Here is a 24148-nt window from a genome sequence, read left to right as displayed (position 1 = left end):
GTCACCAGGCCGAATCCACGTGCGCCGCACACGCCGTCACCGCGCACACGGCCGGGGCGACGACCCGGATGTCCAGAACGCCGGCCGCAGCGGCGGGCCACGGCGAGGCCACCAGGCCCGATCCACCGACCGGCCACCGCACCCGCCGGCACCGCAAACCGGCCCAGAGCGACGGCCCGCGCAGCCCAAACATCGACCGCAAAGGCCGGCGGCGGGGCTGGTGCCCCGGACGGGCCGGAGACCAGCAACCGACGCGGCCGCAACTCCAGCAGCTGAGGAAGCCGTACCTTCAGCCGTCCGAGCACACCAGGCCGTCGGCACCCCGCCCTGGACTGACCAGCACCCTTCCCGAGCCCCTTCTCCGTCCCGGTCCGCCGCCCCACCGACCCACCAGGGCCACATCCCCGACACCCCGCAGACCGCAGACTCGGGGCCCCACCCACGCCACCCCCTCAGCAGCTCGACCGCTCCAAGCCATCGCCTCCCCTCGCACGGCCCACCCCACCTCACCAGCGCCCCACCCCACTCCCAGTGATCCCCTCCGACCGCTCCCCGTCCACCCCCACCGGCACATCCCCCGCCAGCATCACCCGGTGCATGGTCCGAGGAAATCCGAGGTGGGCGTTGTCGGCGGGGGCCAAGTGAATGGTTGCGCGGTTGTCCCAGAAGGCCACGCTGCCCGGCTCCCAGCGGAAGCGGACCGTGTACTCGGGCCTGACCGCCTGTTCGAGGAGCATGTCCAGGATCGCCCGGCTCTCGGCGCGGGAGAGGCCCGCGATCTGCTCGACGTAGTAGCCGTTGACGTAGAGGATCCGCTCCCCGGTCTCGGGATGGACCCGCACCAGCGGGTGCAGGGAGGCCACCTGGTGCTCCAGGAGGTGGCGGACGTAGGCGTCGTCGCCCGGCCGGGACTGGTAGCCGACGCCGAGCCGGTGCTCCACGCGCAGGCCGTCGACGAACTCCCGCACCGGGGCGGACAGCCCGGCGTAGGCGGCCGCGAGGTTGGACCAGGTGGTGTCGCCGCCGTACGGAGGGACGGTCTCGGCGCGCAGAATCGTCGCCGCGGGCGGGTCGACGCGGGCGCCGTGGTCGCAGTGCCAGCCGCGCAGCAGGGTGTGCCGTCGGCGTTGCAGCCACTCCTCGTGCTCCATGCCGAACTTCTCGCCCAGTTCGAGCCGGTCCGCGGTCGTCTCGACCTCCGGGAACTCCGCGGGCGAGGCGCTGCCGCGCTTGCGCAGGACGACGGGCTCGCCGAACCTCCGGGCGAACGCGACGTGCCCGGCGTGGTCGAGCTTCTGTCCCCGGAAGAACACCACCTTCCAGCGCAGCACCGCGGCGCGGATCGCGGCGACCACCCGGTCGTCGAGGTCGCCGGCCAGGTCGACACCGGTGATCTCGGCTCCGATGTGCCCGGCCACCGGGTTCACCTCGATGCCCGCGCCCTGCTCCGCCGTGCTGTCGTCCGTCGTCATGCGTGCTCCGTTGATCGCCGAAACCCGTTCCGAAGTCCGTGCCCCTACGGGCACGTCACCCATGGTTGACTGCCCAGCCTGGCCGTTCCGTCAACTCCCGAGGAACCGGGTGGCCGGCTGAGAGACCTTCCCCTCGCGTGCGACGGCGACTGCGAGGGTGGGGGCGGGGACGACCTCCGGGTCAGGCCCCTGCTGCCACCGGTGCTCCCCGAGCCCGTCCGCTCCGGCGAGGACGTACCCGAGGGATGCCACACCTGCCCAAAGCGGTGACAGAGACTCTCTGGGCCGACGACCACCGGCGGCTCGACGCGGTCGGCACCGAGTCCTGACCGACGGCGGTCGCAAAGCTGCAGCCCCGCGGCCACTACGACCTCCGCGACCTGCACGCCGAGCAGTCGGCCGAGTTCGGCCCCCCCTGCAGCGGGTGGAGCGGGCGGCCCTCGGCCTCGACGGCGTCGCCCGCGTACACGTCAACCGCTGGGGCGACGGCGCCGCCCACCTCCGCTTCTGGTTCCTCGCCCGCCCCGCGGGGCTGCCGCAGCTCCGCCGTTCACCTTCCTCCCGGTGTGGGAGGAACTCCTGCCGCCCGTCCCCGACGAGGAGCGGCTAGAGCCCATCGGCGGTCGCCGCCGCCCTCGCCGCCGAGGGCGGTACGGCCCACACCCTCTGACCTAACTCGTTAAAGGTCAAGGCGTGCACCACTCTTGACACGGCTGCGACGGCCTCCCCATCATCTGGGCGTCAACCTTGAGCTAACACGAGTTAGGCACACTGGATGACCGACTCGCACCTCACCCGTCGCACCCTGCTGCGGTACGGCGCCTACGGCACGGGCGCCGCCGCGCTCGCCGGTACCGCCGCGAGCTGGGACCGGCTCACCGGAGCCGACGTCCCCGGCCGCGACGACGGCTCCCTCGTCGTCGCCACCCTCGGCCCCGCCTACGGCCCGGAGGCGATCCGCACGCTCACCGAGGGCTTCAAGAAGGTCCACCCCGACATCAAGCTGCGGATCAACGCGGTGCAGGCCACGGACTGGTCGGACTTCTTCGCGAAGATCCTCACCCAGATCGCGGCGGGCACCGCCCCCGACCTCGTCTATGTCGCGACCGAGGGCGTCCAGCTCTTCGCCCAGCGCCTCGGCGTCGCCCTCGACAAGTGGGTGCGGCGGGACGCGGCCGAGCTGCGCGAGTACTTCGCCGACGTCCACCCCTCGCTGGTGGAGTCGATGATGTACGAGGGCAGCCTCTACCAGCTGCCGGTCGAGTTCAACGCGGCCGACATGTACCTGAACAGCCAGGTGCTGAAGCGAGCGGGCGCGGGTTTCCCGGCGGCCGACTGGACCCGCGACGACTTCACCGAACTCCTGCGGGACATGAAGAAGTCCAGCGGCTCGCAGTTCACGCCGTACTTCTGGACCAACCGCCTGTGGGGCGGGGTCGTCCCGTGGCTGTTCGCCAACGGCACCAACCTGCTCGCCGAGTCCAAGGCGCCGGGCGGCGCGTGGCTGTGGGACGGCTTCTACCCCCGCGCCGAGCGCCAGGGGCGCGGGGGCGGCTTCCGGTGGACGACCCCGCAGGCCACGGACGCTCGGGTCGAGGAGTCGTACGACTATCTCGCCTCCCTGATCCAGGAGGACCTGTGCACCCGCCCCGAGGGCGGCAACGGCCAGAACCTCATCGGGGTGTTCTCCACCGGCCGGGTCGGCGTGACCCCCGCCGGCGGCTTCTGGGCGGGCGGTCTCCACCTCGCCGGGATGCAGCCGGGCAGCTTCGACGTGCGGTACTTCCCCCGCTGGCGCACCCAGCGCATGCAGTTCGGCGCCGCCGGCTATGCGCTCCTGCGCACCTCGAAGAGGCAGGACGAGGCGTGGGAGTTCATCAAGTTCGCGGCCCGCAGGGACACCCTGATGCGGCTGTTCGAGACCAACCAGACGACCCCGGCCCGCCGTTCGATGCTGACCGCGGACCGCTACCGGGAGACCGGCCCCCGCCACTGGCAGGTCTTCTACGACACCCTCGACAAGTTTCCCGACACCGGGCCGATCCCGGCGCCGCCGCAGGTGGCCGAAGTCGAGCAGGTGCTGCTGAAGCACACCGGGACCGCTCTGGCCTCCCGGCGTTCGGTGGGCCCCGCGCTGCGCCGGATGCAGAGCGATCTGGAGAAGGCCATGGAGCGTGTCGTATGACGAACACTCAGATCCCCGCGGTACGACCGTCCCGGCCCGCGGCCGCGTCCGCCGCCCGAGCCGCGCAGCCCTCGGCCCGTGACCGCGGCACCCGGTTGCTGGCCACCCTGTTCCTGGCGCCCACCGTCGTCGGCATCGTGATCTTCACGGTGGTCCCGATCGTCGGCTCGGTCGTGCTGAGCCTCTTCCACTGGAACGTGATCGACTCCCCGAACTGGGCCGGGGCCGCCAACTACCGTGAGGTCTTCACCGATTCGACCGTCCTCGTCTCCTTCCGCAACACGCTCGTCTTCATGGTGGTCGCGGTGGCGCTCCAACTGCTGATCGCGCTGACCCTGGCGCTCGCGGTGAACGGGCGGATGCCGCTGTGGCTGCGCTCGGTGTTCCGGTCGGCGTTCTTCTTCCCACTGGTGCTGTCGGCGGCGTCGATCTCGGTGGTGATGAAGTACCTGTTCAACCAGGACTTCGGGGTCGTGAACTGGGTGCTCGGGCAGGTCGGGATCGCCCCGGTGCCCTGGCTGACGTCGGAGAACTCCGCGATGGCGGCGGTGATCCTGGTCTACGTCTGGCAGCAGTTCGGATTCTCGTTCCTGCTGTTCGTGGGCGGGTTGAACAACATCCCGAAGGAGATCCACGAGGCCGCCTCCCTGGACGGGGCGACCGGGCTGCGCAAGCACCTGCACGTGACGCTGCCGCTGCTGTCGCCGACCCTGCTGGTGGCGACCGTGGTCGGGGTCATCAACGCGCTCCAGGTCTTCGAGCAGCCGTACGTCCTCACCGACGGCGGGCCAGGCGACTCCACCCGCACCGTCGTGATGGTCATCTACGAGTCGGCCTTCGAGCAGCTGCGCTTCGGTGAGGCGTCCGCGGTGGGCGTGCTGCTGTTCGTGCTGATCATGGCGGTCACCGCTCTCCAGTTCCGGCTCAGCCGGCGTTTCGTCCACTACCAGTGAGCCGGGTGAGTCCCTTGAGCCAAGCGACCCTGAAGACCAGCCCCGCGCCCCTGTCCCTGAGCCGTGCGCGGCACTCGCTCGCCCCCTGGGCCCGGATCGCCGGCCTCGCGGCCTGCGCGCTGCTGACCCTCGGCCCGGTCATCTGGACGGTCTCCACGTCCCTGCGCACTCCGGCCGAGTCCTTCGACCTGCCCCCGAAGATCATCCCGACGCACCCCACGGCCGAGTCGTACCGCGGGGTCTTCGACCAGATCGACGTATGGCTGCTCGCCCTCAACTCCACGCTGGTGACCGCCCTGATCGCGGTCGGCCAGATGGTCACCGCGGGTCTCGCCGGGTATGCGTTCGCCCGTCTCGACTTCCGTTTCAAGAAGCCGCTGTTCGCCCTGGTGCTCGCGACCATGATGGTCCCCCTGCAGGTCACGATCGTACCGGTGTTCCTCGTGCTCAAGTCGATGAGCCTGACCGACACCCTGCTAGGCCTGATCATTCCGGCGTTCCCGACCGCCTTCGGCACCTTCCTCATGCGCCAGTACTTCCTGGGCATGCCGAAGGACCTGGGCGAGGCGGCGATGCTGGACGGCGCGGGTCCCTGGCGGACCTTCCGGTCCGTGTACGCGCCGCTGGCCACGCCCGGGCTGGCGATCGTCGGCGTGCTGGCCTTCAACTACCACTGGAACGAGTTCTTCCGGCCGCTGATCCTGGAGACCTCCGGCCAGAACTACACCCTGCCGCTGGGCCTGGTCTCGCTCCAGGGCAACCTCGGCACCGGCTCCATCTCGGTGGTCCTCGCCGGTGTCGTGCTCTCCATGATCCCCGCCGTCGCCGTGTTCCTCGTCGGCCAGCGCCCTCTCCGCGAGGGCATCACCTCCGCAGGAGTCAACCGTTGAGCCCTGACCCCGACGCCCCGCGATTCCGGGTCCGTCCCCCCGCCCACTGGATCAACGACCCCAACGGGCCCTTCCGTTGGCGGGGCCGCTACCACCTCTTCTACCAGTACAACCCGCAGGCCCCGGTGCACGCGAACGTCCACTGGGGCCATGCCTCCAGCCCCGACCTCGCCCACTGGGAGCACCATCCCGTCGCCCTCACCCCGACACCCGGCGGTCCGGACGAGGCGGGCTGCTGGTCGGGGTGCGTGGTGGAGGACGACGGGGTGCCGACGGCCGTGTACACCGGTGTCGACCGCAGCCACGCGGGGCTGGGCTCGATCTGCCTCGCGGTGGCTGAGGACGACGATCTCGTGGCGTGGAAGCCGCTCCCGGTACCGGTGGTGTCCGGTCCGCCGGCGGGTCTGGAAGTGACGATGTTCCGTGACCCGTTCGTCTTCCGCTTCGGCGGACGGCGCTGGGCGCTGGTGGGCGCGGGGCACGCGGACGGCACACCGTCGGTGCTGGTGTACGACTGTGAGGACCTCCACGACTGGCGTTTCGCCGGGGTGCTGCTGGACGGCCGGGATCCGCTGACGGCCGAGGCGTTCGGGCCGGGGGCGACCGGGTGGGAGTGCCCGCAGTTGGCGCGTACGCCCGGGGGCGAGTGGGTGCTGGCGGTGGCACTGTGGGACGGCGACCCGCGGGGGACGGCGTATGCGACGGGCCGACTGACCCGACTGCCGGGCGGTGGGCCCAGGTTCGTCCCCCGGCACGGCGGCCGTCTCGACCTGGGACGGGACTTCTACGCCCCCTCCGTCCTCCAGGACACCGAGCGGGACCGGGCGTTGCTGTGGGGCTGGTCCTGGGAGGCACGTCCGCAGCGGGACGTCGACCGGGCGGGCTGGGCCGGGGTCCTCACGGCACCCCGAGTCGTGGACGTGCACGAGGACGGCTCACTGCGGGTGACACCGACGACGGAGCTCGAACTGCTGCGCTCCGCCGAACCGTTGGGTCCTGGACCGCTCCCGGATGCCTACGACCTGACGGTGACCGCACGATCGCCCGCCACCGTGAGCCTGCTGCGGGCGGCCTCGGGGGCCGAGCTCACGGTGCGGCTCGACCCCGCGGCGGGCACCGTGACGCTCGACCGCTCGGGGTGGCCCCGGTCGAGGCCCGACGGATCCGCTCCGCTGGTCGTGCGAGTCCCCTCAGGACCTCTGACCGTGCGCGTCCTGGTCGACGGCTCCCTCCTCGAACTCTTCGCCGGGCAACGGGCGATGGTCACCGAGCGGGTGTACCGGCGCCCCGGCGACACCGCCTTGCTGACCGTGTCGGGGGATGCCATCGAGCTGGAGTGCCGGGCTCTCATCCCCGAGGAGTGAGGACCCGGCCGGGAGGGCGTGCGGGATGAGCGCGCCCGAGCGGCTCGTGGAGGTGGTCGCGCCACGGATCCCCTGGCCAGGACACCTGCCCGGCCCACCGATGAGCTGCACCGGCCGGCCCGGGCCGCCGCCTGGCAGAGGGCCCGCACGACATGAGCGCGCCCGGACCGGTCTCGGGCGTGAGCGCGCCACGGATCCCCCGGCCGACGGGGACACGTGCCCGGCCGACGTGACACCGCGAGGAGCTGGCCCCGGCGACCGCCCGGCGGGCAGTCCGCAGGACATGAGCGCGCCCGGACCGGCCGAAGGCGTGAGCGCGCCACGGATCCCCCGGCGGTCGGGACACCTGCTTGGCCGAACTGACACACCGAGGAGCTGCACCCCGGCCCGCCGCCCGGCAGAGGGCCCACACGACATAAGCGCGCCCGGACCGGTCTCGGGCATGAGCGCGCCACGGATCCCCCGGCCGACGGGGACACGTGCCCGGCCGACGTGACACCGCGAGGAGCTGGCCCCGGCGACCGCCGGCGGGCAGTCCGCAGGACCTGAGCGGCACCGCGCCGGACCACGTTCCCCGTGTTCACGGACCGCGTTCCAAGTCGCGGCTCTCGCGGCAGCGTGCCCCTCCCGCCCTCACACCGTCGGCGCCGGACCCACCGAGCCGCGGCCGACCACCGGGCAGGCGAGGCGTCGCACGGTGGGGGGCGGTGTGCGGCCGTTGTCGATGGCGTCGAGGAGGAGACGGGTGGCTGTCTCTCCCATCTCCCGGTGCGGAAGCGCGACGGTGGTGAGGGGCGGGAACAGGTGGGCGGCCATGTGCTCCTGGTCGTCGTAGCCCACCACCGACAGTTCGCCGGGCACCGTGATGCCGAGACGTGCCGCGCAGTGCAGGGCGCCCGCCGCGACCCGGTCGTTGTAGCAGAAGATCCCGGTCGGGCGCTGCTCGGCGGGGACACCGTCGAGCAGGCGGGTCGCGCCCTGGTAGCCGCTGGAGATCTCGCCGCCGGTGCGCACGACCCACTCCTTGGGCAGGTTGACGCCCTCCGCGCGCAGGGCGTCCCTGAAGCCGCGGAGCCGTTCGACGGAGGCGATGTCCTGCTCCCCCCCGACCAGCGCGATCCTGCGGTGCCCCTGGTCCAGGAGCAACCGGGCCGCCGTACGGCCGCCGGCCCGCTCGGCGGGGACCACGCACGGCAGGGAGTCGTCGTCGGGCAGGCAGTTGGCGAGGACCGAGTGGGTGCGGTGCAGTCCTTCGGGGACGCGGACGCGGCGCAGGGACATGGCAGCGTAGATGATCCCGTCCACGCGCCGGTCGAGGAGTTCGGCGACGGCCGCGTCCTCCTTGGCGCGGTCGCCGCCGGAGTCGACGGTGAGGACCAGGTGGTCGCTGTCCCAGGCCGTCTCCATGGCGCCGCGCAGCAGCCGGCCGGCGAAGGGCGAGGAGGCGATCTCGTCGGTGACCAGGCCGATCACGGCCGTACGGCGGCTGCGCAGGCCGCGGGCGACGGGGTCGGGACGGTAGCCGAGCTGGGTGGCGGCCTGCCGGATGCGTTCCTGGGTGGCGGGCGAGAGGTTGCCTTCGGCGCGGCCGTTGAACACGAAGGAGACGGCGGTGTGCGACACGCCCGCGAGCCGGGCGACGTCCCGTGACGTGGGGCGCCCTGATCCCGCCGACCGCTTCTCCTCGGTGCCGTCCATGCCGTCCGCCGACCTCGTCCCCGCCCGTCCGGTTGATCATTGCTCACCCTATCCGTGAGGCTGGGGGGACGACACAGTCAAGGGAAGGTCCGCACGTGATCAGCATCCCGACGCACACGCTCAACGACGGTACGAGGATCCCCGCCCTCGGTCTGGGCACCTGGCCGATGGACGACGCCGAGGCGGAGCGGGCCGTCGCCGCCGCCCTCAAGAGCGGCTACCGGCTCGTGGACACGGCGACGAACTACCGGAACGAGACCGGTGTCGGCCGCGGTGTGGCCGCCGCCGGCGTCCCGCGCGAGGAGATCCTCGTGACGACGAAGCTGCCCGGCCGGCATCACGGCTACGAGGAGACCCTGGCCTCCTTCGAGGAGTCCCGCGCCCGTCTCGGCCTGGAGTACGTGGACCTGTATCTGATCCACTGGCCGCTCCCCCGCGTCGACAAGTACGTCGACTCGTGGAAGGCAATGATCAAACTCCGCGAGGACGGCCTCGTACGGTCGATCGGGGTCTCCAACTTCAACCCCCCGCACATCGAGCGGCTGGAGAAGGAGACCGGGGTCCTGCCGTCCGTCAACCAGATCGAGCTGCACCCCTTGCTCCCGCAGGACGAGCTGCGAGCCTTCCACGCCGGCAAGGGCATCGTCACCGAGAGCTGGAGTCCGCTGGGCCGGGGCTCGGACCTCCTGGACGACCCGGCCGTGGCGAGTGCCGCTGCCGCGCACGGGGTGACGCCCGGCCAGGTGATCCTGCGGTGGCACGTCCAGCTCGGCGCCGTGCCCATCCCGAAGTCCGGCGACCCCGAGCGGCAGCGCGCCAACCTCGACGTGTTCGGCTTCGAGCTGAGCGAGGCCGAGATGGCCGCGATCGGCGATCGTGAGCACCGGCGCCTCGGCGGGGACCCGGAGGTGCACGAGGAGTTCTGAACACCCGGAGGGGTACCCGGGAGGCTCCGAAAGGAGCCCAGGTGAGTGAGCGACTGAGGGACTACCACGGCAAGCGGGACTTCGGACGGACCCGTGAGCCGGAAGGGCGGCAGGCCCCCACGGGTGCCGCGCCCCGGTTCGTCGTGCAGATCCACGACGCGAGCACGATGCACTTCGACTTCCGGCTCCAGGTCGGCGACGTGCTGAAGTCCTGGTCGATCCCGAAGGGCCCCTCCGACGTGCCCAAGGACAAACGCCTCGCGGTGCCGACGGAGGACCATCCGCTGGAGTACGAGGACTTCGAGGGCGTGATCCCCGAGGGCGAGTACGGCGGCGGCACGGTGATCGTCTGGGACCGCGGCACCTACGAACCCCTGAGCCACGACCGCCAGGGGCGTCCCGTCGACTTCGCCGAGTCGCTGGAGGGCGGGCATGCCACGTTCCGGCTGCACGGGACGAAGCTGCGCGGCCAGTACGCGCTCACCCGCTTCCGTGAGGACAACTGGCTGCTGGTGAAGACAGCCGAGGGCCGGGCGCGCGGACACGGCACACCGAATCCGCGCCGCGCGCGGTCGGTCCGGACCGGCCGGACCCTGGCACAGGTCGCCGCCGAGGAGAACTGAGCGGGAAGATCCGCCGAACACCGCCCCGGCCACCCGTGCGGGCCTCTATGTTCACAGCGACGTCCACCGCGACACGTCGTCGCTCACGCTCATGAGCCAGGAGGCCTTCCGTATGCGCATCGCGCTCCGTACCGCCATATCCGGCGCGCTCGTCACCGCCACCGTCTTCGCCGGCGGCACCGCACAGGCGACCCCGCCGGGCCCCGGTGTGGTCGGCACGCTGATCGCCCAGAAGACCGTGGGCGACACCGACTACGTCCTCAGGGAGATCACCGTCCCGCCGGGCCAGGCGACCGGTTGGCACTACCACGACGGACCCGTCTACGGGTACGTCAAGCAGGGCACCCTCAGCCACTACCACTCCGACTGCGCCAGTGACGGCGTCTACCGGCAGGGCACCGTGGTGCGCGAGCCGGGCGGCCCCGGCGACGTCCATCTCGGCCGCAACGAAGGGGACACCCCGCTCGTCCTGGAGGTGCTGTACGCGCTCCCGCACGGCTCGCCGTACTCGGAGGACGTGCCGAACCCCGGCTGCTCCTTCCAGTGAGCGCGGCGATCAGAGGTCGGGCGGTTCCAGGGACTGCTCGGCCCAGATCGTCTTGCCGCTGCCGGTCTGCCTGCTCCCCCAGCGCTGGGTGAGCTGGGCGACCAGCAACAGCCCGCGGCCGCCCTCGTCGAAGGCGTGGGCGCGCCGCAGGTGCGGTGAGGTGGAACTGCCGTCGGAGACCTCGCAGATGAGGGTGCGGTCCCGGATCAGGCGCAGCTGGATGGGCGGTTCGCCGTAGCGGATGGCGTTGGTGACCAGTTCGCTGACGACGAGTTCGGTGACGAAGGAGGCTTCCTCCAGTCCCCAGGCGGTCAGTTGCTCGATGGCGGCCTGCCGGGTCGCGGCCACGTGCGCGGGGTCGGGTTCGACGTCCCAGGTGGCGACCCGGTCCGCGCCGAGAGCCCGGGTCCGGGCCAGCAGCAGGGCCACGTCGTCGCCGGGTTCTTCGGGCAGTACGGCCTTCAGGACGGTGTCGCACAGGTCGTCGAGGGTGTCGGTCCGGGCGGTGAGCGCGCGGCACAGTTCCTCGGTGGCGTGGTCGACGTCGCGGTCCCGGTCCTCGATGAGCCCGTCGGTGTAGAGGGCGACGACGGCTCCCTCGGGCAGTTCGATCTCCGTGGCCTCGAAGGGCAGTCCGCCGACGCCGAGCGGGGGCCCCGCGCTCAGCGGGACGAGGCTCGCGGTGCCGTCGGGCAGGACGACGGCGGGCGGCGGGTGGCCGGCGGCGGCCGTGGTGAGGCGGCGCGAGACGGGGTCGTAGACGGCGTAGAGGCAGGTGGCGCCCAGTTCGGCGGCCTCGGCGTCGCGGTCGTCCGAGGCGAGGTGGGTGACCAGGTCGTCGAGGTGGGTGAGGAGCTCGTCGGGCGGCAGGTCGACGTCGGCGAGGGTGCGGACAGCCGTGCACAGGCGGCCCATGGTCGCCGAGGAGGGGATGCCGTGTCCGACGACGTCGCCGACGACGAGGGCGACGCGGCTGCCGGAGAGCGGGATGACATCGAACCAGTCGCCGCCGACGCCGGCCATCGAGCCGCAGGGCAGATAGCGGTGGGCCACCTCGACGACGGCCTGTCCGGGCAGGCCGCGCGGCAGCAGGCTGTTCTGCAGGGCCAGGGCGGTGGTGCGCTCACGGGCGAAGCGGCGGGCGTTGTCGATGCAGACGGCGGCCCGGCTGGCGAGTTCCTCGCCGAGGACGGCGTCGTCGTCGCCGAAGTCGTCGGGGTGGGCGATACGGACGGCGACCGCGACCCCGAGGGTGGTGCCGCGGGCCCTGAGCGGCACGGCGAGCAGGGAGTGGACGCCCTTGCGGTAGGAGCGGCCGGCCGGGGCGCGGGAGTTGCGCTCGGCGACCCAGCGCATGAAGTCGGGCTCACCGGCCTGGCTGACGGCGGCCCGGCCCTCCCGCACCGCCCGCGCGGGTGGGGAGGAAGCGTGGTAGACGTCTGCCGCACCCAGGTGGACGGCGGCCTCGGGGGTACCTTCGTGGGCGGAGCCGTGGGCGACGCGGCGCAGGGCGATGTCGCCCTCCAGAAGGGTATGCGGTTCGTCCGCGCCGAGGACCCATTCGAGCAGGTCGACGCTGGCGAAGTCGGCGTAGCGGGGCACGAGGAGTTCGATGAGCTCCTCGGCGGTGCGTACCACGTCGAGGGTGGTGCCGATGGTGGCCGCGGCCTCGTTGAGCAGGAGGAGTCGCTGCCGGGCCCAGTACTGCTCGGTGCTGTCGAACGACGCGATGGCCACCGCGTGGACCTCGCCGTCGCCGTCCCGCAGGGGCCACATGTCGGTGGTCCAGGCGTGCTCCCGGTTCAGCGCGGGAGCCCCGGTGAAACTCTCGTAGCGAACCGGACGGCCTGTGTCGACGACCTGTCGCAGATGCGCGAGCCAGCCGCGATGCGCCGGGGCGTCCTCCACGCTCTCCGGGAAGTGCTGCCCCAGCAGCGCCTCCTGCGGTACGCCCATGATCCGGCAGGCCGTGTCGTTCAGCCGCAGGTAGTGCTGACGCGCGTCGAAGACCGACATGGCCAGGGACGCCTGCTGGAAGGCCTGACCCGCCAGGGTCGGTTCGGAGCCCCCTGGGGCCTCGGCGGTGATCATGTAGCTGGAGGGTTCGCCGTCCTCACCGAGCACGGCACAGGCGCTGAGCAGCAGCGCGACGGACGAGCCGTCGCGGCGGCGCAGCACGACGGTGCCGACCAGATCCGCGACGGCATCGGCGGTCGGGGCCTCGGTGAGCAGGTCGCGGGCCGGGCGGCCCACCACCTCGTCGGCCGGGTATCCCGTCAGTTCGCGGGCGCCCTCGCTCCAGCCCCGCACCACACCCCGGGTATCGACGATCGCCGCAGCAGAGCCGTGCACCATTTGTTCAGGATCGTTCTTTTGCCCGGCCGGTTCAACCGAAACGGGGGACTGCGGGTCTTCTGCGTCCTCAGGCCGTCACTTTCCGCGTTCGCGGAGAGCGGCGAGGGCGCGGTCGGCGTGGGTGTTCATGCGCAGTTCGCTGCGGACGACCTCCAGCACGGTGCGGTCCTCGGCGATGACGAAGGTGACCCGCTTGGTGGGTGCCAGGGAGAAGCCCCGCTTGACGCCGAACAGCTCGCGTACCTTGCCGTCGGCGTCGGACAGGAGGGGCATGCCGAGGGTGTGTTGTCCGGCGAACTCCTGCTGGCGTTCGACGGTGTCGCCGCTGACGCCGACCGGCTGCGCGCCGGCGGCGGCGAACTCGGCGGCCAGGTCGCGGAAGTGGCAGGCCTCCGCGGTGCAGCCGGCGGTCAGGGCGGCGGGGTAGAAGAAGAGGACGACGGGGCCGTCGGCGAGCAGTTCGGACAGCTTGCGGCTGGTGCCGGTCTCGTCGGGGAGCTCGAAGTCCTCGACGGTGTCGCCGGTCTCCGGTGCCTTGCTCATGCCCGGCCCTCCCCGTTCTTCGCGATACCGCGTGCCCACAGCACGAGCGGCAGTTGCAGCGGCAGCCGTCCGAGGGCGGCCGCCTTCTGGGGGGTCGGGCGGTGGCGCCAGTCGACGGCCATCTTGACGTTGGCGGGGAACACCCCGACGAAGAAGGCGGCGGTGGCGAGCGCGGCGGTGCGCCGGGTCCTGGGCAGCGCCAGACCGGCGGCGAGCGCGAGCTCCACGGCACCGCTCGCGTAGGTCCAGGTCCGGGGCTTGCCGGGCAGGGCCTTCGGGATGGTCGCGTCGAACGAGCGTGGCGCGGCGAAGTGGGCGACACCCCCGGTGGCCAGCAGACCGGCGAGCAGCAGGGGCGAGCGTGGGGACCGTGGCACGGTTCCTCCTTCGGGGGGGCTGCCGCGCACATTACTGGACGGTACGGGTACCTCCTTCGGCGGGCTCCGTCGTTACGGGGAGCAGCGGTTGTGGGTGCCCGGGGTGCAGCCGAAGGAGCGGCGGAAGACGTCGATGAAGGCGCTCGCGGAGGACCAGCCGCAGCGGTGGGCCACGGTCGTCACGGGGACGTCGTCGGCGAGCATGCGCAGGGCGTGGTAGAGGCGTGACTGGGTGCGCCACTGCGGGAAGGTCATGCCGAACTCGGTGCGGAAGAGTCGGCTGAGCGCGGCGAGCGGCGTGACGCTGGGTCTGACGGTGAGCGTCGGCGGGCTGGCCGCCCCGGCGCTGGGAGCTCTGGCCGACACCGCGTCCCTGCGGACCGCCCTGGTGCCGCTGATCGTCCTGCCCGCGCTGGGCGGCCTGCTGCTGCGCGGGCTGCGTGAACCCACTCCGGCCGAGCGGCTCGTCCCCGCGGGATGAGGCTCGGCGGGTGCCGGCCGGTACGACCTCCGCGGTCTCGTCGTCGATGGCGCAGGAGAGGGATCGCGGTAGTTCAGCGTGCCGCCACGGCACCCTCCGATCCAGCCGACGGCGGCCAACGCCGGCCCGGCAGCGCCCAGTTCAGCCACGTCCTGCAGCCAGGAGGCGCGAACCGGCACCACGGGCGACGGCGGGCCTGTCGCTGGACGTGCCGTGCATGGAGAGGGTCCGTTCGCGGGGAGGGCACTCCCCTCACCCCAGCGGCCTCATTGCCCCACTCGAGTAACGCCGTCACGCTCCGGTCGGAGTGACCGGAGCCGTCCACATGGCGACCACGACGTCACCGAGTCCGGTGGCGGCGTCGTGCCAGCTGGCACGGGGCGTCGGGGTGTTGTCGGCGAGGGCCCGTTCGCGGTCGGCGGCCATGTGCACGATCAGATGGCGGGCCATCTCGCCGCGCTCGGCGCGGACGTCGGCGGGCAGTTCGGGCAGACAGCGGTTCAGGCCCTCGACGATCTGCTGGAGCGAGGGCGAGGTCATGGACTCCTCGACCATGATCTGCTGGAGCACCGGGTCGGTCATGACCTGTGCGCAGAACCGGGCGAACCACGTGGGGCTGCCCAGCTCCGCGAGATGTTCGAGCACGGGCCGGACCAGGCAGTCCACCCAGTCGCGTACGTCCGTGGAGCCGCGGGCCCCGGCCAGCAGCCGGGCGCGGATCGACTCGACACGGACCTGGTGCTTGCGGGCGATCGCCCGGACCAGGTCGGCCTTGGTGCCGAAGTGGTAACCGACCGCGGCGTTGTTGCCCTGCCCCGCGGCCTCGCTGACCTGCCGGTTGGACACCGCGAGGACACCGCGCTCGGCGAAGAGGCGCTCGGCCGCGGTCAGGATCAGCTCCCGGGTCGCGCTGACCTGTTCCTCGCGTACCGTCCTGCCCGCCATGCTCACCACCGCACCGGGACTTCGCAGAACCCTCCGACGGCCAGTCCCTCGAGCCGCCTGAGGTCCGCCGGCGGTGCGGCGAGTTCCAGTGCCGGAAGCCTACGCAACAGCAGGTCGGGAACGGCGCGCGGGACAACGCACGCGAGCGCCGCCCTTCTCGCAGCGGCTCGGCACGGGCGCCTCGCGCTCCAGGACCGACCCCCTCCTCGCCACCCCCGGCGGCCACCGCACGACCACGACAGCCGCACCCAGTACTCTAAGTCAATCACCTGACTTAATTTATCCCGGAACCCGCCCCGCTCCCCTTGGAGGCCCTTCCATGTCCGACGCTCCCGCCGGCTCCACCGACCCGGGTGCCGTGGCCCCGCCGCGTCCGAACGCCGTGGTGGCGGTGCTGGCCTTCGCCGGAATCGTCGTCTCGTTGATGCAGACCCTGGTGATCCCGATCGTGCCGGAGCTGCCCAGGCTGCTCGACGCCCCGGCCTCGGACACCGCATGGGCGGTCACCGCCACCCTGCTCGCGGCAGCGGTCGCCACCCCGGTCGTCGGGCGGCTCGGCGACATGTTCGGCAAGCGCCGGATGCTGTTGGTCAGCGTCGTGATGCTGGTGGTCGGATCGGTGGTCTGCGGACTCAGCGACGCCCTGGTCCCGATGATCGTCGGCCGCGCCCTGCAGGGCCTGTCCTCAGGTGTCATCCCGCTCGGCATCAGCATCATGCGCGACGAACTGCCCGCCGAGCGCCTGGCGGGTGCGACCGCGCTGATGAGCGCCTCCCTCGGCGTCGGCGGCGCCCTGGGCCTGCCGACCGCCGCGCTGATCGCGGACAACTTCGACTGGCACGTCCTGTTCTGGGCCTCGGCCGCGATGGGCGCGATCGCCCTGGTCCTGGTTCTCGCGTTCGTGCCGGAGTCGCAGGTGCGCACCGGCGGCCGCTTCGACGCGGTCGGCGCGGTCGGGATGGCCGCAGGACTGGTCTCCCTGCTGCTCGCCGTCTCCAAGGGCGCCGACTGGGGATGGACCAGCGGCACCACGCTCGGCCTGTTCGTCGCCGCCGTGATCATTTTGCTGGCCTGGGGCTTCTTCGAACTGCGCACCGCCCAGCCACTGGTCGACCTGCGCACCACCGCCCGCCGCCAGGTGCTCTTCACCAACCTCGCGTCGATCGCGATCGGCTTCTCGATGTTCGCGATGTCGCTGGTACTGCCGCAGCTGCTCCAGCTGCCCACCCAGACGGGCTACGGCCTGGGCAGGTCCCTGCTGACCGCCGGCCTGGTCATGGCCCCGTCCGGCCTGGTGATGATGGCCCTGGCGCCGGTCTCCGCGGCCGTCTCCAAGGCCAAGGGTCCGAAGGTCACGCTCATGATCGGCGCGCTGATCGTGGCCGCCGGCTACGGGCTGAACATCGTGCTGATGTCCGCGGTCTGGCACCTGGTGCTGGTGTCCTGCGTGATCGGCGCCGGCATCGGGTTCACGTACGGCTCCATGCCCGCCCTCATCATGGGCGCCGTGCCCGCCTCCGAGACGGCGGCCGCCAACAGCCTCAACACGCTGATGCGGTCCATCGGCACGTCGACGGCGAGCGCCCTCGCCGGTGTCGTACTGGCCCAGATGACCATCGATCTGGGTGGCTACGCGCTGCCCTCCGAGAACGGCTTCAAGACCGTCATGGCGCTCGGCGCGGGTGCCGCGCTCCTCGCCTTCGCCCTCGCCTCCTTCATCCCGCGCCCGCGCGCCGCGGTCCCGGCTGCGGCCTCGGCACCGGCCGCGGAGACGTCGGCCGGTACCGCGTCCGGACGCTGACGCTCCCGACCTGACGGCCGCCGCCCGGCGGCCGTCAGGTCCTGCCCAGGGAGGATCCGGCCCCCGGCATGTACTGCGTTCTCAGTAGACGCGAATGTCGGCGGTGGTACGACGACGAACGGACTCCGTTCGGGAAGACTGGCGACCCGGACCGTGAAGGTGGGGACGCGTGACCCACTCGGCCGGGACGGGTCGCGGCGGCCGCACCCGGCGCACCTCGGCCACCATGGTTCCAGGACGACCGGAGAGCCCATGAGCATCCCCTTGCGGCGCTACGCCGACGATCATGTCCGTACGGTCGTCGCCCTGACGACCGGGCTCCGGTTGCCCGGGCTGCCGTACAGCGGGGAGGACCACCCCGGCGCCGACCGGCCGGACCCGGCGGGGCGCCCCCGGCTCCCCCTCGCCCCCGCTGTCCCGGAACGCCAGGAACGGACCCCATGACCATCCGCGTACTGCTCGCCGACGACCAGGCTCTGCTGCGGGCCACCTTCCGGATCCTCATCGACTCGTGTGACGACATGGAGGTGGTCGCGGAGGCCACCGACGGTGCCGCGGCGGTCGACCTGGCGCGCGTCCACCGTCCCGACGTGATCCTGATGGACATCCGCATGCCGGGCACCGACGGCCTGGCCGCCACCTCCGTGATCTGCGCGGATCCGGAGCTGTCGGACACGCGGGTGCTGATCCTGACCACGTTCGAGATCGACGAGTACGTCGCGCAGGCGCTGCGGTCCGGGGCCAGCGGTTTCCTCGGCAAGGACGTCACCGCGGAGGCCCTGCTCTCCGGCATCCGCACCGTGGCTGCCGGTGACTCCCTGCTCTCCCCCGGCGCCACCCGCACCCTGATCACCCGCTTCCTCGCGGCCCCGGGACTCGGCACCCGCCTCGCCGCCGCCGACGACCTGACCGGTCTCACCGGCCGGGAACGCGAGGTCATGGCGTGGGTCGCCGAGGGGCACTCCAACGAGAAGATCGCCGAGAAGCTCTTCGTCAGCCCCCTGACGGTGCGCACCCACGTCCACCGCGCGATGACCAAGCTCGGCGCCCGGGACCGCGCCCAGCTCGTCGTGATGGCCTATCAGTCGGGTCTGGTGCAGGCGCTGCCGCCCGAGGAACGCTGATCCCTCATCTCTCGGAGAGTTCCCGCAGCCACTGCTGGAGCAGGGCCGACTCGGCCGTCGTGAGCGTCGCCGGCAGGTCGGCACGCAGCCGGGCCGCGAGGGTGGCGGCCGCGACGGGCACCGAGTCGTCCTTGCGCGGTGCGTCGGTGTCGGCGCGCCGGGTCACCGAGTCCAGCACCGCGTCGCGCAGCCGCTGCGAGAACGTCGGGTCCGCGTACTGCTCGGGCCTGGTCAGCATCGACAGGGCCGCCCCGACGTTGGCGGACATGATCATCTGCGTGGCCAGCGCGGGCGGCACCGTCAGCCGCCCTGCGGCCGCGCAGCGTTCGAGGATCCCGTGCAGCAGGTCGTGCGCCTCGCGGGCCGCTGCGGGTGGCACGGTCAGCTCGGGCGAGTACATCAGGCGGTAGTGGCTGGGGTGCTCCAGCGCGAAGCGCATGTGGTTGTCCCAGCCGCTCTTCAGGTCCTCGACGGGATCCTCGCTCGGCCGCGCCGCCCGCTTGGACGCGAGGTACCGCTCGAATCCCCGGTCGACCACGGCGGCCAGCAGGCCGGCCTTGTCGCCGAAGAGCCGGTAGAGCATCGGCGCGCCCACCCCGGCCTTCTCGCACACCGCGCGCGTGGAGACATCGGCGGCCGACGCACCGGCCAGCAGCTCGGTGGCCGCTTCCAGGATCTTTTCCCTCGCGTCCATGCCCCCACCGTACGCCATTCGTAGCATCGATACGAGTCGGGGGTTACCGTCGCTACGATCCCGTGTTATCTTCGATACGAAACAATCGTAGCAACGCTAACAGCAGCAGTGCTGACAAAGGATGCAGTCATGACCACTCAGCCCCGGACGGACCAGCGTGTCGCGATCGTGACCGGCGGATCGCGCGGCATCGGACGGCAGATCGCCCAGCGACTCGCCGCGGACGGGTTCGCGGTCGTCGTCGGGTACGCGGGCAACAAGGACGCCGCCGACGAGGCCGTGCACGCCATCGAGAAGGCGGGCGGCACCGCCCGCGCCGCCCGCGCGGACGTCGCCGACGAGACCGAGGTCGCCGCCGTGTTCGACGTGGCGGAGGCCACGTACGGCGGTGTCGACGTGGTGGTCCACTCCGCGGGCCGGATGCCGCTGGCCCCGATCGCGGAGCTCGACCTCGCCGAGCTCGACGCCCTGTACCGCACCAACATCCGCGGCACCTTCGCCGTCGACCAGCAGGCCGCCCGCCGACTGCGCCCGGGCGGTGCGCTCGTCAACCTCTCCAGCTCGGTCGTCGGGCTCGCCTCCCCCGGGTACGGCGCCTACGCGGCCAGCAAGGGCGCGGTCGAGGCCGTGACCCTGATCCTCGCCCGCGAGCTCCGCGGCCGTGACGTCACCGTCAACGCCGTGGCCCCCGGGCCGACAGCGACCGACCTCTTCCTCGACGGCAAGGACGAGGAGACCGTCGCCAGCCTGGCGGCCCAGCCCCCGCTGGAGCGGCTCGGGACGCCGAAGGACATCGCCAACGTCGTGTCGTTCCTGGTGAGCCCGGCCGGTCACTGGGTCAACGGCCAAGTGCTGCGGGCCAACGGCGGCATCATCTGACCCATCTCCTCACAGCCCTCGCGATCGGGAACCTCACCCTGGAGTTCCGCGCGGAAGGCACCCGGGCGGCGCCCGTTCAGGGGAAACCGGTGTGCGGGGCGCGTGGCGGCCGGTGCCCGTGTCGACAACTGACCCGTGACCCTCCCGCTGATCCCGCCCATGCTCGCCACCCCCGGCACCCTGCCGCCCGCCTCCCAGGACGCGCGCTGGGCCTACGAGACCAAGCAGGACGGCCAGCGGGTGGTGGCCTACCTCGCCGGGAACGGCGACGTGGTGCTGCGCGCCCGGTCCGGCGAGGAGATCACCGGCGCCTATCCCGAACTGCGGTCACTGGGCGCTGCGCTCGGCACCACACCCGCGGTGCTCGACGGGGAGATCCTGGCGCTGGACGAACAGGGCCGCGCGGACTTCCAGTTGCTGCAACCGCGCATGCAGTTGGCGCACGCCCCGGCCAGAGCCGCACGCCGGGCGGCCGAAGCGCCCGTCCACCTCGTGCTGTTCGACCTGATGCACCTGGGCCGGCGCTCGCTCCTCACCCTTCCCTACACGCAGCGGCGGGCGCGACTGGAGGAGCTTGAGCTCTCCGGGCCGCACTGGTCCACGCCCGGCGCCCTCGTCGGTCACGGCGAGCAGGCCCTGCGCGCCACCCGTGAACACGGTCTGGAGGGCCTGGTCTGCAAGCGGCTCGACTCGGTGTACGAACCCGGAGTGCGCTCCCGCGCCTGGATCAAGATCCGCAACATGCGCAGCGAGGACGTCCTCGTGGGCGGCTGGCTGCCCGGCAAGGGCCGGCTCACCGGCCTGCCGGGCGCGGTGCTGGTCGGACAGCGGGACGGAGGGCGGCTGCGCTACGTCGGCAATGTGGGCACCGGCTGGAGCGAGACGGAACGGACGGAGCTCGCCTCGCTGTTGGCGTCCGCGGCGACGGACGTGTGCCCCTTCGATCCCGTGCCGCGCGTCCCGGGTGCGCACTGGGTGCTGCCCCGGCTGGTGGGCGAGGTCCGCTACAGCACCCGTACCCGGGCGGGGTTGCTGCGTCAGCCGTCCTGGCTGCGGCTGCGGCCCGATCTCGCGCCGGAGGACTCCTCGGCCGATCTCCCCGACGCGCCTCCATGATCCCGGTGTTGGGCAAGCCGTAACCGGAGCGATGCCTTCACCAACTTGGCGCGGACATGGAAAGCCGGGAAGCTGAACTACCCAGTAACCCCACAGCCGTTGGGCTGCGCCCGGACCCCGAGGAGGACGCAGTGGCGTCACCGTCGTTCAAGAGGCACCGCACGAGGTGGTTCACCGGTCTGGCAGGCGCCGCCGCGCTCGTCGTCGCCTTTCCTTCCGTCGCGTTCGCCGCCCCGCCCAAGGCGCTGCCCGCCAACGCCGAGAGCACCGAGTACACCTACCAGCCGGCCTTCGACTACGACACCGACGGCTGCTACTCGACGCCCGCCATCGGCCCCGACGGCACCATCAACGGCGGCCTGAACCCGACGGGTTCGCTCAGCGGGGGCTGTCATGACGCCTCGGACCTCGACAACACCAACACGTACTCGCGCTACAAGTGCGACAACGGCTGGTGCGCCTACCTGTACGGCCTGTACTTCGAGAAGGACCAGGCAATAGCCAACAGCGGCATCGGCGGGCACCGCAACGACTGGGAGCACGTCGTCATCTGGGTGCAGAACGGCGCGGTCCAGTACGTGTCGACGTCCAACCACGGCTCGTTCACGGTCAGCGCGGCCTCCGGCGTCCGCTTCGACGGCACGCACGCGAAGATCGTCTACCACAAGGACGGCATCAGCACGCACTGCTTCCGGCTGGCCAACTCGGGTGACGAGCCCCCGGAGAACGCCAAGGGCACCTGGCAGTACCCGCCGCTGGTCGGCTGGAACGGCTACCCGTCGACGGCTCTGCGCGACAAGTTGAGCGCGTACGACTTCGGCAGCGCCAACTTCGGTCTCAAGGACGCCAACTTCGCCGCGCACCTGTCGTCGGCGAAGCCGTCGGGGATCTCCTTCGACCCCAACGCCTGACCCGGCCACGCTCCCGGGCGCCGTAGGGCGCGGGACCTAGGACTCCGGGCACCGCCGGATTCCGTCCCGCGCCCGATCCCCGCCGAACCGCCCCGGCATAGCGTCCTGTTCATGGACACGACCGATACGAGCTGCACGAGCGGGTACCTCGAAGAGGCCCTGGACCGCGTCCACGCGTCCGGCCCGGAGCGCGAGGGCTGGCTGAGCAACCACGCCCCCATGGTGGTCGAGGCGCTCGCCGCGCACGGACAGGCCGGCTCGGTGCACCGGTGGCTGGACCTGTACCGGGACAAGCTGGAGGACTTCCCCGACCGCACCGCCCCCGTGACGGACGACAACTGGCCCTCGGCACTGGGTGATCCGCGCCGGATGGCGGACTGGACCGACTATTTCTCGCGTACGCTCGCCGAGCGCCCCTGGAAGGGCGTCCTCGCCGAGTGGTGGCCGCGCCTGCTGCCGGGCGTGTACGGCGGTGCCACGCACACGGTCATCCGGGTCGGCCACGCCGTCCGCGCCCTGGAGGCCCAGGAGAACGCGCCCCGGCTCACCGAACTCGCGCACGCGCTGGGCTACTGGGCGGCACGGCACCAGCCCGTGACCGGGTTCGTGGAGCTGCCGGGTGCGCCGACCGCCGTGGACGCCCTGGCAGCGGTGCCGGCCATCGAGCCGGGGCACCTGGGGTTCCGGAACCGCCTGGCCGCCGTACGCCGCCTGCCCGTGTGGGCGCACGGCGTCACCGACCCGGACACCGCGAAGGAGCGGCTCACCGAGCTCGTGCGCGCCACGACCCACCGCTACGCCACCCACGGCCACGGCGAGCCGACCATGCTCGTGCACGCGGCCACGGCCCCCAACGCCGTGCTGCGGACCCTGGACTCCCTGCCCCGCGACCAGTGGGTGCCGAGCCTGCACGCGGCGTGGACGGCGTCGGCGGCGGTCACGGCGATGTACGCGCCGCCGGCACCGGTCGCCTACGTCCCTCCCGCGCGCCTCACCGCGGAAGAGGTCGTGGAACGAGCCCTCGCCCACGGCGACGAACACGTCATCAAGCTCACCGACACGGCCCTGGACATCGGCGACGAGCAGGCCCTGGCGGCAGCCCTGCGCTCGGTCGAACTCAGCGAGCCGCTCGCCTGAGCCTGTGGCCGGACCCGCCGCGCTCGGCAGCCGGCCCGGACCGCCGGACGGTCAGGCGCCCGCCACCACCGCGTCACCGAGCGCTGTCCGCCCGTACAGCACCCGGTGGCCCTGCCTGCGCGAGCCGAGCAGGCCCGCCTCGCGCAGGACCGCCAGGTGGGCGGAGACGGTCGAGGGGGCGAGGCCGTGCCGGCGGGCCAGGTCGGTCGTCGAGGCCGGGTCCCCGAGCCCCGCCAGAACCGCGGCACGCTGCCGCCCCAGCAGCCGCGCGAGCGCCTGCGACGGGCGCGGCACCCCGTCGCCGTGCAGTGCGCCCATGCCGCGCGCCGGATAGATGACCGTCGGCTGCCAGGGCCGCGCGAAGCCGCTCACCACGTCCGGCCACACGAACACACTCGGCATGAGCAGCACGCCTCGCCCGTCGGCGTGTTGGGCGTCCTCGAGGTCGCCCCGCACGGGAAGGGTGAGGCTTCCGCCGGCCCAGTCGACGTCCGGGTGCAGACCGGTGAACAACGCGTCGAGCCCGGCGTCCGCCACCTGCCGGGAGCGGTGCGCGATGTCGGCCTCCAGCACGGCCCGATGACGTGCCCAGTCCGGGGCTACCAGTGTCCGCCAGGCCTGCTCGGTGAGGTCGGCGAGGCGCCGCACGGTGGCGGCCGGGTAGTCGAGCGCGGCCCGGCCCCGCGCCGACTCGGCGAGCCCCGGCGTGCAGGCGAGCGAACGGGCCATCTCGGTGCGGGCGAGGGCGGGGTCGGTGGCGCGTACGCGGGCCAGCTCGTCCTCGAAGCGGGGGTACGGCTCCTCGGGCGGCGGCCCCAGGAAGTCGGGGGTGTAGCCGCCGACCGGCGGGATGAACAGCCACAGCGGGGACAGGTCGAGCCCGGTCACGGCGGGCGCGGCGCGGCGCAGCCAGGCCCGGTGGTAGCCGTGCCTGGCGGAGCGGCGCAGCATGCGCAGCGCCTCGTGGGTCTGGCACAGCGGGGAGACCGCGAACCGGCACCGACTGAGGTCGTCGGTCCCCAAACGCAGGGTCAGCGCCAAGGCGGCCTCCCGTGGGCGGTCGGTGATTCGTCCTGGACCGAAAGAGTAGAGCCGGTGCGCGTCGGCCCAGCACGCTTGCCGTCCCT

Annotated in this window: 23 protein-coding genes and 1 pseudogene; 15 read left to right on the top strand and 9 right to left on the bottom strand. The window is 72.3% G+C overall.

The window, feature by feature from the left end; translation table 11 throughout:
• Nucleotides 1-506: 506 nt before the first annotated feature.
• Nucleotides 507-1472, bottom strand: coding sequence for a TauD/TfdA dioxygenase family protein (locus tag H293_RS0122610; RefSeq protein WP_020120121.1), 966 nt, complete (start codon nt 1470-1472; stop codon nt 507-509).
• Nucleotides 1473-2247: 775 nt separating this feature from the next.
• Between H293_RS0122610 and H293_RS0122595 the strand changes: the two genes are divergently transcribed.
• From H293_RS0122595 to H293_RS0122580, 4 genes are read left to right on the top strand one after another with little or no spacing between them, the layout of a single operon-like run.
• The gene (locus H293_RS0122595; RefSeq protein WP_020120118.1) at nt 2248-3657 is read left to right on the top strand and encodes an extracellular solute-binding protein; all 1410 of its coding nucleotides are present in this window, start codon (nt 2248-2250) and stop codon (nt 3655-3657) included.
• Nucleotides 3654-4610, top strand: a complete 957-nt coding sequence (locus tag H293_RS0122590; RefSeq protein ID WP_020120117.1) for a carbohydrate ABC transporter permease — start codon at nt 3654-3656, stop codon at nt 4608-4610. The genes H293_RS0122595 and H293_RS0122590 overlap by 4 nt, the downstream gene beginning before the upstream one ends.
• Nucleotides 4611-4624: 14 nt before the next feature.
• Nucleotides 4625-5500 (top strand): carbohydrate ABC transporter permease, encoded by an 876-nt coding sequence (locus H293_RS0122585; RefSeq protein ID WP_020120116.1) that lies wholly within the window; start codon nt 4625-4627, stop codon nt 5498-5500.
• Nucleotides 5497-6864, top strand: a complete 1368-nt coding sequence (locus tag H293_RS0122580; protein WP_020120115.1) for a glycoside hydrolase family 32 protein — start codon at nt 5497-5499, stop codon at nt 6862-6864. The genes H293_RS0122585 and H293_RS0122580 overlap by 4 nt, the downstream gene beginning before the upstream one ends.
• Before the next feature lie 633 nt (nt 6865-7497).
• On the opposite strand, the gene H293_RS0122575 is transcribed toward H293_RS0122580, so the two are convergent.
• Entirely contained in the window at nt 7498-8562 is a 1065-nt protein-coding gene (locus H293_RS0122575) for a LacI family DNA-binding transcriptional regulator (RefSeq protein ID WP_020120114.1), read from the bottom strand.
• A gap of 95 nt (nt 8563-8657) precedes the next feature.
• On the opposite strand from H293_RS0122575, the gene H293_RS0122570 reads away from it, so the two are divergent.
• The 3 genes from H293_RS0122570 to H293_RS0122560 all read left to right on the top strand — a co-directional run bounded on the left by H293_RS0122570 (nt 8658) and on the right by H293_RS0122560 (nt 10658).
• A complete protein-coding gene (locus H293_RS0122570) occupies nt 8658-9488 on the top strand; it encodes an aldo/keto reductase (protein ID WP_020120113.1) in 831 nt (276 codons plus the stop codon).
• Between the two features lie 41 nt (nt 9489-9529).
• Nucleotides 9530-10111, top strand: coding sequence for a DNA polymerase ligase N-terminal domain-containing protein (locus H293_RS0122565; protein WP_020120112.1), 582 nt, complete (start codon nt 9530-9532; stop codon nt 10109-10111).
• 112 nt (nt 10112-10223) lie between these two features.
• A complete protein-coding gene (locus tag H293_RS0122560) occupies nt 10224-10658 on the top strand; it encodes a cupin domain-containing protein (RefSeq protein WP_020120111.1) in 435 nt (144 codons plus the stop codon).
• Nucleotides 10659-10667: 9 nt separating this feature from the next.
• Here H293_RS0122560 and H293_RS0122555 read toward each other — a convergent pair whose 3' ends face one another.
• From H293_RS0122555 to H293_RS0122540, 4 genes and pseudogenes are all read right to left on the bottom strand, one after another.
• Nucleotides 10668-13013: a SpoIIE family protein phosphatase gene (locus H293_RS0122555; RefSeq protein ID WP_020120110.1), complete on the bottom strand. Its 2346-nt coding sequence runs from the start codon at nt 13011-13013 to the stop codon at nt 10668-10670.
• 75 nt (nt 13014-13088) lie between these two features.
• The gene (locus tag H293_RS0122550) at nt 13089-13556 is read right to left on the bottom strand and encodes a peroxiredoxin (RefSeq protein ID WP_020120109.1); all 468 of its coding nucleotides are present in this window, start codon (nt 13554-13556) and stop codon (nt 13089-13091) included.
• Complete coding sequence (locus H293_RS0122545) at nt 13553-13933, bottom strand: DoxX family protein (protein WP_020120108.1); 381 nt, start codon at nt 13931-13933, stop codon at nt 13553-13555. Before H293_RS0122545 ends, H293_RS0122550 begins: the two co-directional genes overlap by 4 nt.
• Nucleotides 13934-14005: 72 nt before the next feature.
• Nucleotides 14006-14221 (bottom strand): annotated as a pseudogene (locus tag H293_RS0122540) (helix-turn-helix transcriptional regulator); the annotation flags it as partial.
• Between H293_RS0122540 and H293_RS0122535 the strand changes: the two are divergent.
• Complete coding sequence (locus H293_RS0122535) at nt 14199-14414, top strand: hypothetical protein (RefSeq protein ID WP_310591903.1); 216 nt, start codon at nt 14199-14201, stop codon at nt 14412-14414. The pseudogene H293_RS0122540 and the gene H293_RS0122535 sit on opposite strands and share 23 nt — an antisense overlap.
• A gap of 291 nt (nt 14415-14705) precedes the next feature.
• Here the strand turns inward: H293_RS0122535 and H293_RS0122530 are convergent, their stop codons facing one another.
• On the bottom strand, nt 14706-15359 hold the full coding sequence (locus H293_RS0122530) for a TetR/AcrR family transcriptional regulator (protein ID WP_033415586.1): 654 nt from the start codon (nt 15357-15359) through the stop codon (nt 14706-14708).
• Between the two features lie 319 nt (nt 15360-15678).
• Between H293_RS0122530 and H293_RS0122525 the strand changes: the two genes are divergently transcribed.
• The 3 genes from H293_RS0122525 to H293_RS0122515 all read left to right on the top strand — a co-directional run bounded on the left by H293_RS0122525 (nt 15679) and on the right by H293_RS0122515 (nt 18284).
• Nucleotides 15679-17160, top strand: a complete 1482-nt coding sequence (locus H293_RS0122525; RefSeq protein ID WP_020120104.1) for an MFS transporter — start codon at nt 15679-15681, stop codon at nt 17158-17160.
• Between the two features lie 252 nt (nt 17161-17412).
• On the top strand, nt 17413-17604 hold the full coding sequence (locus H293_RS0122520; protein WP_020120103.1) for a hypothetical protein: 192 nt from the start codon (nt 17413-17415) through the stop codon (nt 17602-17604).
• A complete protein-coding gene (locus H293_RS0122515) occupies nt 17601-18284 on the top strand; it encodes a response regulator (protein ID WP_020120102.1) in 684 nt (227 codons plus the stop codon). The genes H293_RS0122520 and H293_RS0122515 overlap by 4 nt, the downstream gene beginning before the upstream one ends.
• Nucleotides 18285-18288: 4 nt before the next feature.
• Here H293_RS0122515 and H293_RS0122510 read toward each other — a convergent pair whose 3' ends face one another.
• Nucleotides 18289-18978, bottom strand: coding sequence for a TetR/AcrR family transcriptional regulator (locus H293_RS0122510; RefSeq protein ID WP_020120101.1), 690 nt, complete (start codon nt 18976-18978; stop codon nt 18289-18291).
• A gap of 129 nt (nt 18979-19107) precedes the next feature.
• Here H293_RS0122510 and H293_RS0122505 point away from each other — a divergent pair, with 129 nt between their 5' ends.
• The 4 genes from H293_RS0122505 to H293_RS0122490 all read left to right on the top strand — a co-directional run bounded on the left by H293_RS0122505 (nt 19108) and on the right by H293_RS0122490 (nt 23021).
• Nucleotides 19108-19857, top strand: a complete 750-nt coding sequence (locus H293_RS0122505; RefSeq protein WP_020120100.1) for an SDR family oxidoreductase — start codon at nt 19108-19110, stop codon at nt 19855-19857.
• 135 nt (nt 19858-19992) lie between these two features.
• Nucleotides 19993-20973 carry a non-homologous end-joining DNA ligase gene (gene ligD / locus H293_RS0122500; protein ID WP_020120099.1) on the top strand — a complete coding sequence of 327 codons (981 nt, stop codon included), beginning with the start codon at nt 19993-19995 and terminating at the stop codon, nt 20971-20973.
• 131 nt (nt 20974-21104) lie between these two features.
• Nucleotides 21105-21884: an NPP1 family protein gene (locus tag H293_RS0122495; protein ID WP_020120098.1), complete on the top strand. Its 780-nt coding sequence runs from the start codon at nt 21105-21107 to the stop codon at nt 21882-21884.
• Nucleotides 21885-21995: 111 nt separating this feature from the next.
• A complete protein-coding gene (locus H293_RS0122490) occupies nt 21996-23021 on the top strand; it encodes a questin oxidase family protein (RefSeq protein WP_020120097.1) in 1026 nt (341 codons plus the stop codon).
• A gap of 51 nt (nt 23022-23072) precedes the next feature.
• Here the strand turns inward: H293_RS0122490 and H293_RS0122485 are convergent, their stop codons facing one another.
• A complete protein-coding gene (locus H293_RS0122485) occupies nt 23073-24062 on the bottom strand; it encodes an ArsR/SmtB family transcription factor (RefSeq protein ID WP_020120096.1) in 990 nt (329 codons plus the stop codon).
• Between the last annotated feature and the right edge of the window lie 86 nt (nt 24063-24148).

The sequence above is a fragment of the Streptomyces canus 299MFChir4.1 genome, from assembly GCF_000383615.1.
Lineage (GTDB): Bacteria > Actinomycetota > Actinomycetes > Streptomycetales > Streptomycetaceae > Streptomyces > Streptomyces canus_C.
This window is presented reverse-complemented; position numbering and strand designations above follow the sequence as displayed.

Coding starts and splice junctions, on each gene's coding strand:
- H293_RS0122505 (WP_020120100.1), top strand. CDS start 19,108: ATGACCACTCAGCCCCGGACGGACCAGCGTGTCGCGATCGTGACCGGC.
- H293_RS0122610 (WP_020120121.1), bottom strand. CDS start 1,472: ATGACGACGGACGACAGCACGGCGGAGCAGGGCGCGGGCATCGAGGTG.
- H293_RS0122530 (WP_033415586.1), bottom strand. CDS start 15,359: ATGGCGGGCAGGACGGTACGCGAGGAACAGGTCAGCGCGACCCGGGAG.
- H293_RS0122555 (WP_020120110.1), bottom strand. CDS start 13,013: ATGGTGCACGGCTCTGCTGCGGCGATCGTCGATACCCGGGGTGTGGTG.
- H293_RS0122515 (WP_020120102.1), top strand. CDS start 17,601: ATGACCATCCGCGTACTGCTCGCCGACGACCAGGCTCTGCTGCGGGCC.
- H293_RS0122490 (WP_020120097.1), top strand. CDS start 21,996: ATGGACACGACCGATACGAGCTGCACGAGCGGGTACCTCGAAGAGGCC.
- H293_RS0122525 (WP_020120104.1), top strand. CDS start 15,679: ATGTCCGACGCTCCCGCCGGCTCCACCGACCCGGGTGCCGTGGCCCCG.
- H293_RS0122550 (WP_020120109.1), bottom strand. CDS start 13,556: ATGAGCAAGGCACCGGAGACCGGCGACACCGTCGAGGACTTCGAGCTC.
- H293_RS0122575 (WP_020120114.1), bottom strand. CDS start 8,562: ATGGACGGCACCGAGGAGAAGCGGTCGGCGGGATCAGGGCGCCCCACG.
- H293_RS0122595 (WP_020120118.1), top strand. CDS start 2,248: ATGACCGACTCGCACCTCACCCGTCGCACCCTGCTGCGGTACGGCGCC.
- H293_RS0122590 (WP_020120117.1), top strand. CDS start 3,654: ATGACGAACACTCAGATCCCCGCGGTACGACCGTCCCGGCCCGCGGCC.
- H293_RS0122520 (WP_020120103.1), top strand. CDS start 17,413: ATGAGCATCCCCTTGCGGCGCTACGCCGACGATCATGTCCGTACGGTC.
- H293_RS0122560 (WP_020120111.1), top strand. CDS start 10,224: ATGCGCATCGCGCTCCGTACCGCCATATCCGGCGCGCTCGTCACCGCC.
- H293_RS0122510 (WP_020120101.1), bottom strand. CDS start 18,978: ATGGACGCGAGGGAAAAGATCCTGGAAGCGGCCACCGAGCTGCTGGCC.